At 40.9% G+C, this 12,089-nt stretch carries 7 protein-coding genes, 1 tRNA gene and 3 rRNA genes; all 11 read right to left on the bottom strand.

Annotated elements, in window-relative coordinates; translation table 11 throughout:
* Positions 1-17: 17 nt before the first annotated feature.
* The 11 genes from rlmM to djlA all read right to left on the bottom strand — a co-directional run bounded on the left by rlmM (position 18) and on the right by djlA (position 12,081).
* Positions 18-1,100 (bottom strand): 23S rRNA (cytidine(2498)-2'-O)-methyltransferase RlmM, encoded by a 1,083-nt coding sequence (gene rlmM, locus RHO14_11810; protein ID WVD71020.1) that lies wholly within the window; start codon positions 1,098-1,100, stop codon positions 18-20.
* Positions 1,101-1,171: 71 nt separating this feature from the next.
* Positions 1,172-1,966 carry a thymidylate synthase gene (gene thyA / locus RHO14_11815; GenBank protein WVD71021.1) on the bottom strand — a complete coding sequence of 265 codons (795 nt, stop codon included), beginning with the start codon at positions 1,964-1,966 and terminating at the stop codon, positions 1,172-1,174.
* A gap of 22 nt (positions 1,967-1,988) precedes the next feature.
* Positions 1,989-2,876, bottom strand: coding sequence for a prolipoprotein diacylglyceryl transferase (gene lgt, locus RHO14_11820; protein ID WVD71022.1), 888 nt, complete (start codon positions 2,874-2,876; stop codon positions 1,989-1,991).
* A complete protein-coding gene (gene rppH / locus RHO14_11825) occupies positions 2,873-3,475 on the bottom strand; it encodes an RNA pyrophosphohydrolase (protein WVD71023.1) in 603 nt (200 codons plus the stop codon). The genes lgt and rppH overlap by 4 nt, the downstream gene beginning before the upstream one ends.
* A gap of 214 nt (positions 3,476-3,689) precedes the next feature.
* Positions 3,690-3,805: ribosomal RNA gene (rrf, locus tag RHO14_11830) — 5S ribosomal RNA — on the bottom strand.
* A 155-nt stretch (positions 3,806-3,960) separates the two neighbouring features.
* Positions 3,961-6,863, bottom strand: a 23S ribosomal RNA gene (locus RHO14_11835).
* Between the two features lie 212 nt (positions 6,864-7,075).
* A tRNA-Glu gene (locus tag RHO14_11840) sits at positions 7,076-7,151 on the bottom strand.
* A 54-nt stretch (positions 7,152-7,205) separates the two neighbouring features.
* Positions 7,206-8,744, bottom strand: a 16S ribosomal RNA gene (locus RHO14_11845).
* The 16S, 23S and 5S rRNA genes sit together here with 1 tRNA gene alongside, the layout of an rRNA operon.
* A 424-nt stretch (positions 8,745-9,168) precedes the next feature.
* The gene (gene hemG, locus RHO14_11850; GenBank protein ID WVD71024.1) at positions 9,169-9,702 is read right to left on the bottom strand and encodes a menaquinone-dependent protoporphyrinogen IX dehydrogenase; all 534 of its coding nucleotides are present in this window, start codon (positions 9,700-9,702) and stop codon (positions 9,169-9,171) included.
* 63 nt (positions 9,703-9,765) lie between these two features.
* Positions 9,766-11,217: a TrkH family potassium uptake protein gene (locus RHO14_11855; protein WVD72511.1), complete on the bottom strand. Its 1,452-nt coding sequence runs from the start codon at positions 11,215-11,217 to the stop codon at positions 9,766-9,768.
* A 24-nt stretch (positions 11,218-11,241) separates the two neighbouring features.
* Positions 11,242-12,081, bottom strand: a complete 840-nt coding sequence (djlA, locus tag RHO14_11860) for a co-chaperone DjlA (protein ID WVD71025.1) — start codon at positions 12,079-12,081, stop codon at positions 11,242-11,244.
* Positions 12,082-12,089 lie beyond the last annotated feature (8 nt).

Genomic DNA, 12,089 nt, shown 5'->3' on the forward strand with positions numbered 1-12,089 from the left:
AATAATTAACTCTCAGTTTATCCCCAAATTCGCTGAACATGAATCGTTATTTCTTCTCGATCATGATAAAGCTGCTTAGCTTGGATCTGAAAGTTAATTTGATGTGTTTTTAATTCATCCTTAAGGAACTGAATATTTTGTTTGACTTCCTCATAACGTTTTTTCATCGGAAGTTTTAAGTTAAATATTGCTTCTCTACACCAACCATTAACAAGCCATTGAGCAATAAGCTCAGTCACTTTAGTTGGTTTTTCTACCATATCGCACACTAGCCAATAAATATTTTGTTTTTTGGGCTGGAATTTAAAACCATCTTCTTGGTAATGCTTGACTTGACCACTTTCGAGTAAACGCGGATCCATTGAACCATTATCAACTGCATAAACCATCATACTGTGCTTTACTAATTGGTATGTCCAGCCACCAGGACATGCACCTAGGTCAACGGCATTTAGCCCGCCACCCAAGCGTTCATCCCATTCCTCATAAGGAATAAAAATATGAAAGGCTTCTTCAAGTTTAAGTGTTGAACGACTCGGTGCATCAGCGGGAAACCTTAAACGAGGGATCCCCATATAAAAAGGCGAATTATTATTGCTATATGAGTAGCCGACAAAGCAACTTGTACTATCGATAAATAACAAATGAATAACAGGTTTTAGTGGGTTTTCAACCCTGAGTAAAATTCTTTTATCTCTTAAAGCTTGTCTTAGTGGTACTGTAAATTTTCGACAAAAATTAGCCAGTTCCTTGCCTTCATTTGTATCGGCCACTTCAACTCTCAAGGTGCCCGCTTTTGGCATGCAGCCATCAATAACATCAATAATTGGCGTTATACGGTTTTCAGTTGGGAGATTGGTCAGTAATTCTCCCGCTACGAAAATTTGCCTGGCAAATATTAATGTTTTAAAATTAATTAAAGAAATCAGCTTTTCAGCATCACCTGGTTGATAACATTCAAACTCGATATAGCTACTTTGTTCTTTAACTTTAGCAAAACCAAAAATAGATAATTCGGCTGCTTTATCTGTGATCTCAGCAGCACATTCTTTTTCAAAACCAGAACGGCAATATAAAATAATACGATTAAAATTTTGCATTTATCAGCTTATATAAATAATTTAACGAGGATAAGTATATCGGATAAACCGATATACTTAAATAGGGAAAACTAAATGGCTACTGGGGCTTTAATTGCTGGATAAGGATCATAACCTTCAATTTCAAAATCTTCAAAAACATAATCAAAAATAGTTGGTGGCTTTCTTTTAATGATTAGTCTAGGTAAGGCTCTCGGCTCTCGACTTAATTGTAAGTGAGTTTGTTCCATATGATTAGAATACAGGTGGGTATCTCCGCCAGTCCAAACAAAATCACCAACTTCAAGATCACACTGCTGAGCGACCATATGAACCAATAAAGAATAACTGGCAATATTAAATGGCAAACCTAAAAAGACATCACAAGAACGCTGGTAAAGTTGACATGATAATTTACCATCAGCGACATAAAACTGAAAAAAAGCATGGCAAGGCGCTAAAGCCATTTGATCAAGCTCTCCAACATTCCAAGCAGAAACAATCATACGACGTGAATCGGGATCTTTTTTAATTTGTTCAATAACTTGACTAATTTGATCAACTTGTCGACCATCCGGGCAGCCCCATGAACGCCATTGTTTACCATAGACAGGCCCTAAATTGCCATTCTCATCAGCCCACTCATCCCAGATAGTAACTTTATTATCTTGTAGATATTTAATATTGGTATCACCTTTTAGAAACCAAAGCAGCTCATGAATAATTGATCGCAAATGGCATTTTTTTGTGGTAACAAGAGGAAACCCGTCTTGTAGATTAAAACGCATTTGGTGACCAAAAATAGATATCGTACCCGTTCCTGTGCGGTCGGACTTAGGAGTACCTTCATCTAAAATTTTTTGCATAAGCGCTAAATATTGTTTCATTTTTTAATCCTATAAATACATTTTAAAAATGGGTGCTACCGATTCTAATTCTTAAACCATTTGGTGACTTATAAGCACAGTACATAAATACTACACCAAAAATAATCATTGGTAAGCATAAAATTTGTCCCATACTAATAACATTAAAGAAAAGTCCTAATTGCTCGTCAGGCTGCCTAAAAAACTCAATAACAAAACGGAAAGATCCATATAGAAGCAAAAATAATCCAGAGACACTACCTATTGGTCTTGCTTTACGTATAAATAAATTTAAGATAATAAATAGTACAATGCCTTCAAATAACATTTCATATAACTGAGAAGGATGCCTTGGCAATAAATTACCACAAGCAATAAATAGATCTGACCACTGTGGATGTGCGCTTACATAAGAAAAATCAGCAGAAGATGAAGTAGGAAAAAGCATACCAATAGAAGAGTCAGTTACTCGTCCCCAAAGCTCGCCATTAATAAAATTACCTAATCGCCCAAACATAAGCCCTATAGGAATTAAAGGTGCAACAAAATCAGAAACTTGGAAAAAAGACTTGTGAGTCTTAACGGCAAAAATAGCGATAACAACCAATGCGCCAATTAAGCCACCATGAAAAGACATTCCCCCTTCCCACACTCTAAACAAAACTAATGGGTCGGCTAAAAACGCTTTAAAATTATAAAAGAATGTGTAACCTAAACGACCGCCAATAAATAAACCTAAAAATCCCCAAAAAAGTAAATTTTCTACTTGGGACTTAGTCCAACCACTATTAGCTTTTTTTATTCGCCAATTAGCTAGAAATAAAGCCCCTAACACACCAAATAAGTACATAGCACCATACCAGTGTAAAGAAATAGGACCAAGTGAAAATACAATGGGATCGAAATTAGGAAAAATCAGATATTGTTTCATTTTTTTATTCGTTGCTTATTTTTACGTTTTTGTGCAAAAAAAGTAAATCGCCTTTTTTGCATGTGCTTATTATTTGTTGGATTTACATCATCGGGAAGTAATTTTGTTAAATCACTATCTTTTTGCATTGAAAAAACAATACTAGAAAATTCTTTCATTGCCTTACGATATACATCCCGCTTAAATGCTATAACCTGACGAATTGGGTACCAGTAACTAACCCATTTCCAATCATCAAATTCTGGTGTCGATGTTAAAGATAAATTAATTGCAGAAGTATCCGAAATTAACTCTAACAAAAACCACTTCTGTTTCTGACCAATACAAACAGGTTCATTTTCCCACCTAACCATTCGTTTAGGTAGTTTATAACGTAACCAGCCATTTGTCACAGCAAGAATTTTAACATTTTTAGGTAATAATCCAACTTCTTCATTTAACTCTCGAAACATTGCTTGTTCGGGAGTTTCATTATTATTAATTCCGCCCTGAGGAAACTGCCAAGAATTTTGCCCAAAACGACGTGCCCACAATACTTGACCATGCCGATTGCAAATAATAATTCCTACATTTGGACGGTAGCCATCGTTATCGATCACTGACTACCTCAAAAATAAACATTCACTTAGGTAAGATTGTTACATATAACACGATCAAGGTAAACAAATTGATAGAGAAAAACTAAATTTATTAAAAAATAAGTTATTTATTGAGAAGGAATGTACTAGTTAATAGCAAAAATTAGCAATAAAAATGATTTTGTAAATAAAAAAAGCCCCTTACCAATCGGCAAGGGGCTTCTTAACATTAAAAGTCTGGCGGTGACCTACTCTCACATGGGGTAACCCCCACACTACCATCGGCTTCACGGCGTTTCACTTCTGAGTTCGGCATGGATCAGGTGGGACCACCGCAACATTGCCGCCAGACATAACTCGTTTTCTCTTATATAACGATGAGTTAATCATAAATATAAATATTTCTATATAATAAAATATCTTTATACCCACTCTACATCATCACCATATACTCAATACAGTTCAAGCCGAAATTCTCTTTGAGATTTGAAACAACTCTAAGTTGTAAGGTTAAGACTCTCGGTTCATTAGTATCAGTTAGCTCAATGTATCGCTACACTTACACACCTGACCTATCTACGTCTTAGTCTCAAACGGACCTTACAGAGTAAACTCTGGGAGGACTCATCTCGGGGCTAGTTTCGTGCTTATATGCTTTCAGCACTTATCTATTCCGCACGTAGCTACCGGGCAATGCAATTGGCATTACAACCCGAACACCAGCGGTGCGTTCACTTCGGTCCTCTCGTACTAGAAGCAAACCCCCTCAATCCTCCTACGCCCATGGCAGATAGGGACCGAACTGTCTCACGACGTTCTAAACCCAGCTCGCGTACCACTTTAAACGGCGAACAGCCGTACCCTTGGGACCTACTTCAGCCCCAGGATGTGATGAGCCGACATCGAGGTGCCAAACACCGCCGTCGATATGAACTCTTGGGCGGTATCAGCCTGTTATCCCCGGAGTACCTTTTATCCGTTGAGCGATGGCCCTTCCATTCAGAACCACCGGATCACTATGACCTACTTTCGTACCTGCTCGAGCCGTCACTCTCGCAGTCAAGCTAGCTTATGCCATTGCACTAACCTCCTGATGTCCGACCAGGATTAGCTAACCTTCGTGCTCCTCCGTTACTCTTTGGGAGGAGACCGCCCCAGTCAAACTACCCACCAGACAGTGTCCGCAAGCCCGATTCAGGGCTCTACGTTAGAACATCAAACATTAAAGGGTGGTATTTCAAGGTCGACTCCATGCAGACTAGCGTCCACAATTCATTGTCTCCCACCTATCCTACACATTAAGGCTCAATGTTCACTGTCAAGCTATAGTAAAGGTTCACGGGGTCTTTCCGTCTTGCCACGGGTACACCGCATCTTCACGGCAAATTCAATTTCACTGAGTCTCGGGTGGAGACAGCCTGGCCATCATTACGCCATTCGTGCAGGTCGGAACTTACCCGACAAGGAATTTCGCTACCTTAGGACCGTTATAGTTACGGCCGCCGTTTACTGGGGCTTCGATCAAGAGCTTCTCATTACTGATAACCCCATCAATTAACCTTCCAGCACCGGGCAGGCGTCACACCGTATACGTCCACTTTCGTGTTTGCACAGTGCTGTGTTTTTATTAAACAGTTGCAGCCAGCTGGTATCTTCGACTGATTTCACCTACGTCCGCGCGGGATTTCAATTACCATCAGCGTGCCTTCTCCCGAAGTTACGGCACCATTTTGCCTAGTTCCTTCACCCGAGTTCTCTCAAGCGCCTGAGTATTCTCTACCTGACCACCTGTGTCGGTTTCGGGTACGATTAAATATGACCTGAAGCTTAGAGGCTTTTCCTGGAAGCAGGGCATCAATTACTTCAGCACCTTAGTGCCTCGTCATCACATCTCAGAGTTTTAGTGACCGGATTTGCCTAATCACACCCCTACATGCTTAACCCGGGCTCCTTGCGGACCTATCCCGGTAAACCTAGCCTTCTCCGTCACCCCATCGCAGTCACATTCAGTACGGGAATATTAACCCGTTTCCCATTAGCTACGCATCTCTGCCTCGCCTTAGGGGTCGACTCACCCTGCCCCGATTAACGTTGGACAGGAACCCTTGGTCTTCCGGCGTGCGGGCTTTTCACCCGCATTATCGTTACTTATGTCAGCATTCGCACTTCTGATACCTCCAGCAAACCTCACAGTTCACCTTCGACGGCTTACAGAACGCTCCCCTACCCAATATGTTATTCACACACTGCCGCAGCTTCGGTGCATAGTTTAGCCCCGTTACATCTTCCGCGCAGGCCGACTCGACTAGTGAGCTATTACGCTTTCTTTAAATGATGGCTGCTTCTAAGCCAACATCCTAGCTGTCTAAGCCTTCCCACTTCGTTTCCCACTTAACTATGACTTTGGGACCTTAGCTGGCGGTCTGGGTTGTTTCCCTCTTCACGACGAACGTTAGCACCCGCCGTGTGTCTCCCATGCTCAACTTGTCGGTATTCGGAGTTTGCATCGGGTTGGTAAGCCGGGATGGCCCCCTAGCCGAAACAGTGCTCTACCCCCAACAGTTATACATGAGGCGCTACCTAAATAGCTTTCGGGGAGAACCAGCTATCTCCCGGTTTGATTGGCCTTTCACCCCCAGCCACAGGTCATCCGCTAATTTTTCAACATTAGTCGGTTCGGTCCTCCAGTTAGTGTTAACCAACCTTCAACCTGCCCATGGCTAGATCACCGGGTTTCGGGTCTATACCCTGCAACTCATTCGCCCAGTTAAGACTCGGTTTCCCTACGGCTCCCCTATTCGGTTAACCTCGCTACAGAATATAAGTCGCTGACCCATTATACAAAAGGTACGCAGTCACACCATATAGATGCTCCCACTGATTGTACGTACACGGTTTCAGGTTCTATTTCACTCCCCTCGCCGGGGTTCTTTTCGCCTTTCCCTCACGGTACTAGTTCACTATCGGTCAATCAGGAGTATTTAGCCTTGGAGGATGGTCCCCCCATATTCAGACAGGATACCACGTGTCCCGCCCTACTCTTCAAGCTTCCACTTAATGCATATTCATGTACGGGACTATCACCCTCTGTCGTGCGACTTTCCAGACGCTTCCATTTACACACTAAGCTACCCGCTTTGGGCTCCTCCCATTTCGCTCGCCGCTACTTTGGGAATCTCGGTTGATTTCTTTTCCTCGGGGTACTGAGATGTTTCAGTTCTCCCGGTTTGCCTCCTTAACCTATTTTATTCAGTTAAGGATAGTATAGTTACCTATACTGGGTTTCCCCATTCGGATATCGACGGCTATAGCGCTTTTTACCAGCTCACCGTCGCTTTTCGCAGATTAACACGTCCTTCTTCGCCTCTGATTGCCTAGGCATCCACCGTGTACGCTTAATTTCTTAACCTTACAACTTACAGTTGTCTCAGTTTTCTCAATTTCGCTTTTTTCTCTATCTTATCCAAAATATCAATCTAGACTTTCATCTACATCAAACTTCAAATAAAACGAGAACTCGTTTCTTTCAGCTTGTTCCATATTGTTAAAGAGCATTATTTTTCTATCTACTTTACAGTAAATACAAAAATAAAAATTAATGTAAATCGTCCGTCTTTATAATGGCGTCCCCTAGGGGATTCGAACCCCTGTTACCGCCGTGAAAGGGCGATGTCCTAGGCCTCTAGACGAAGGGGACGTAAACGATTTACTTTCAAACAAACAATCTATGTGAACACTGTCAGGCACTTCGTAAGGAGGTGATCCAACCGCAGGTTCCCCTACGGTTACCTTGTTACGACTTCACCCCAGTCATGAACCACACCGTGGTAAACGCCCTCCCGAAGGTTAAGCTATCTACTTCTGGTGCAACCCACTCCCATGGTGTGACGGGCGGTGTGTACAAGGCCCGGGAACGTATTCACCGTGACATTCTGATTCACGATTACTAGCGATTCCGACTTCATGGAGTCGAGTTGCAGACTCCAATCCGGACTTAGACGTACTTTGTGAGGTCCGCTCCAGTTCGCACCTTCGCATCCCTTTGTATACGCCATTGTAGCACGTGTGTAGCCCTGGTCGTAAGGGCCATGATGACTTGACGTCGTCCCCACCTTCCTCCGCTTTATCAACGGCAGTCTCCTTTGAGTTCCCACCATTACGTGCTGGCAACAAAGGATAGGGGTTGCGCTCGTTGCGGGACTTAACCCAACATTTCACAACACGAGCTGACGACAGCCATGCAGCACCTGTCTCATAGCTCCCGAAGGCACTCTCTCATCTCTGAAAGATTCTATGGATGTCAAGACCAGGTAAGGTTCTTCGCGTTGCATCGAATTAAACCACATGCTCCACCGCTTGTGCGGGCCCCCGTCAATTCATTTGAGTTTTAACCTTGCGGCCGTACTCCCCAGGCGGTCGATTTAACGCGTTAGCTCCGGAGCCCAAGGGTCATGCCCCCAAACTCCAAATCGACATCGTTTACAGCGTGGACTACCAGGGTATCTAATCCTGTTTGCTCCCCACGCTTTCGCATCTCAGCGTCAGTATTTGTCCAGAAGGCCGCCTTCGCCACCGGTATTCCTCCACATCTCTACGCATTTCACCGCTACACGTGGAATTCTACCTTCCTCTACAATACTCTAGATAACCAGTTTTAAGTGCAATTCCCAGGTTGAGCCCGGGGCTTTCACACCTAACTTAATCATCCGCCTACATGCCCTTTACGCCCAGTCATTCCGATTAACGCTCGCACCCTCCGTATTACCGCGGCTGCTGGCACGGAGTTAGCCGGTGCTTCTTCTGTAATTAACGTCAATTAACTATCCTGTTAGAATAGTTACCTTCCTCATTACCGAAAGTACTTTACAACCCTAAGGCCTTCTTCATACACGCGGCATGGCTGCATCAGGGTTTCCCCCATTGTGCAATATTCCCCACTGCTGCCTCCCGTAGGAGTCTGGACCGTGTCTCAGTTCCAGTGTGGCTGGTCATCCTCTCAGACCAGCTAGAGATCGTCGCCTAGGTAGGCCTTTACCCTACCTACTAGCTAATCCCATATGGGTTCATCAAATGGCATGTGGCCCTAAGGTCCCACACTTTGGTCTCGCGACATTATACGGTATTAGCAGTCGTTTCCAACTGTTGTCCCCTTCCATTTGGCAGATCCCCATACATTACTCACCCGTCCGCCACTCGTCAGCAAGAGCAAGCTCTTCTGTTACCGTTCGACTTGCATGTGTTAAGCCTGCCGCCAGCGTTCAATCTGAGCCATGATCAAACTCTTCAATTTTAAAGTTTGATGCTCAATAACTGTTTCTGACATATTCAAATGAATCTTCAGTGTCACTTATCAAGACTTGATTTTTTTAAGTCCGTAGACTTTAATTTCTTCGTCCTGACAGTGCCCACACAGATTGTCTGTTCTTAATTTTTAAAGAGCTGACAGCGTGTTGCTTTTGCTGTCTCAAGGGTTGCGTATACTACGCTTTCCTTTTTAATTCGTCAAGAAAATTTTTAATTTTTTTCTTAACTTTTTCACCTCTCCGTTTTGCTTTCCGCTTCAACGAATCAGTGGTGCGCATTATAGAGATCTTTTTTATTAGAGCAAGCCTATTTTTCGTTTTTTTTCTCGTTTGCTGTTTTTTCACTCACAACGGATATTGGACTTAAAATCGACTTAACTAACAAAGTTAAATAATACAATTAATTAACATCTATTTGACTAGCAAGCCTTTAAATTGGGCAGCGAACTCATCAACTTTATTCCAATCCGTATATTCTATTTCAGCTTGTGTTATATCTGTATCACCTTTACCTAGCCACATAATAAAACGAATCATGTTTCTATCAAACCAATTATATGTAGGATAATAAAGCGCGCCAGCAAATACAGCTTTTATTGTTGGTTTCCACTGAATTTTAGATAAAAACTTTTTAGTATAAAGATTTGTTTCCGGTGTATTTTTATGAGCTTTTCTAGCAACTAAATTGACACCGAAAAAACCTGTCAAAATTTGATTAAGTTCCTCATAATGATTATCAATAAATGTTTTAATTAATTTATCATAATAACCATAACGAATTGATGTCCCGATAATTACCGCTTTATAGTCTGATAATTTAATGGATGAGTTTTTGTGTAATTGAATCAAATCACATTCAATAGTTGAGCCTAGTTGAAACTGAATTCGTTTCATAATCTTTTCTGTTTGATGCTCATGAGTTGTATAAAGTAGTAGTAATTTCACGTTTCCTCTTACTTAGTTATAGGCAATTATGTCTATAACTATATATAATTTTTTAATATCAAGCTATGACTTCCAAAATACAGGCGTAAAAATAACGAGTAAAGTAAATATTTCTAAACGTCCAAATAGCATATCAATAATCATCACCCACTTAACTAAGTCCCCCACATGACTGAAATTATCACTAGCTTCACCGATACCAATACCTAAATTATTTAACGAAGATGAAACAATATAAAATGCATCCATCGCATTTGAGCCACTTGCCATAACTACAAATAGACTGACTAGAAAAACTAATGCATATGCAGAAAAGAAACCCCATACCGACTCGATAATACGTTCTGGTAGTACGCGCTTATTAAGTTTTAGACTATAAATAGCATTAGGATGGACAAGTCGCTTGAGCTCACGAGAACCTTGCATAAATAGCAGTAAGACTCGAACAACTTTCATACCACCGCCCGTTGAGCCAGCGCAGCCGCCAATAAATGAAGCACAAAGTAATAAAATAGGTAACACTGGTGGCCAGCTACTTGTGTTCTCAACAGAAAAACCAGTTGTAGATGCGGTTGAAACAACTTGTAATATAATTTTGTCGATCGAGTTTGCGACACTTTTCGCGCCGATCCAAATAGAAAGGATGATGACACTGATAATAATCAAAGCACACAAAATCATTAAAAACGTACGAAACTCTTGATCTCTTAAATAGTGTTTGAGGGACAATTGATTAAAACAGATAAAATGTAAACCAAAATTACATCCCGATAAAATCAAGAAAAAAGTAATAATATAGTTGATAACAGGATTATTAAAATACGCTAAACTACTATCATGGGTTGAAGCCCCGCCCATTGAAATAGTAGAAAAACTATGGGATATCGCATCAAAAAGATCCATACCGGCAAGCCATAAACATAAAGCACACACAATCGTTAGAATAATGTAGATAGACCACAGTACTTTTGCCGTTTGCGCAATTCTAGGCCGCATTTTATTATCTTTTTGCGGTCCCGGTATTTCAGCTCGATACAACTGCATTCCACCAACACCAAGTAGTGGTAAAATGGCAACCGCTAAAACGATAATACCCATCCCACCAAGCCATTGTAGTAACTGACGGTAAAATAGTAATGCTTTTGGTAACGTATCAAGATGAGTAATGCTTGTCGCCCCCGTTGTAGTTAACCCAGAGAACGACTCAAAAAACGCAGTAGTTAAATTAAGATTAAGATGATTATCGAAAATAAAAGGAAATGCGCCTATAGTCCCTAACACAACCCAGAATAATACAACAATTAAGAAACCTTCTCGAGTACTAAGCTCATTTTTATACCGACGATTAGGTAACCATAAAACAATACCTAAAATAAATGCAACGATAAACGATTGAATGAAAATAGTTCCGCCACCATCACGATAGATAACAGCCACTAATGCAGGAATAAGCATAAACACTGACAATAGAGCAATGAGTAAACCAACAATACGAATAATTGAGCGCCAATGCATCATCATGCTTTCTCTTTCAAATACTTATTTAAACCCTTTATGGGCCTTAATTAAATCATATGCTATTTGAATCTCTTGTGCTCTCTTTTTAGCTGCTTCTAGCATCTCTTTAGGTAGCCCTTTAGATACAAGTTTATCTGGATGATGTTCATTCATCAGTTTACGATAAGCTCTCTTAATAGTTGCGTTATCTGCTGATGACTCTACACCCAATACTTTATAAGCATTATTTATATCATTTTGTGGTGACTTATTTTGGTAAGACCCCTGATGGTAACCTTGCTGCCTATACTGATTATTATTTTGATGCTGCTGGCCTTGTTGAAATTGGTAACTTGCCATCATCATCTGAATATACATAGTCATTTGAACACGCGGTATATGAAATGCCTGCGCAACTATATATAAAATATGTTCTTCTTTTTCATGCAATAAACCATCGCTAATAGCAGCTTTGATCAAAGTTTCACAAAAAATATTTAAGACCTTTTTACGAAAACGATACTGCTCATAAAGTTCATTTAAACGCTCTTGTAGAGGATAGTCTAATGACTTACCTCGATTAAATGAATCTTGAGCTAATTTCCGTTTTTCAGTATCAAGTTGTAACTCGTCCATAAAATTTTGGGCGATACTGATATCATATTGTGTAACTTGACCTTTAGCCTTACTTAAATGACCAAGAACTTCAAAAGCAACGGTCAAAAATAAAGTTGGACTTGGCTGGCTCTGCCTAACTGGCGCAATTCGATTAAATGCTCTATATAGCATGGGTCCAACAAATAGACCCAACAGAAATAGCCAGCCACTTTTAAAAATGTACGAAAAAATCATTGCTGTCACAATTGCCCAAATAAATGACATAGTTACAA

The sequence above is a fragment of the Orbaceae bacterium lpD04 genome, from assembly GCA_036251935.1.
Taxonomy (GTDB): Bacteria; Pseudomonadota; Gammaproteobacteria; order Enterobacterales; family Orbaceae; genus Orbus; species Orbus wheelerorum.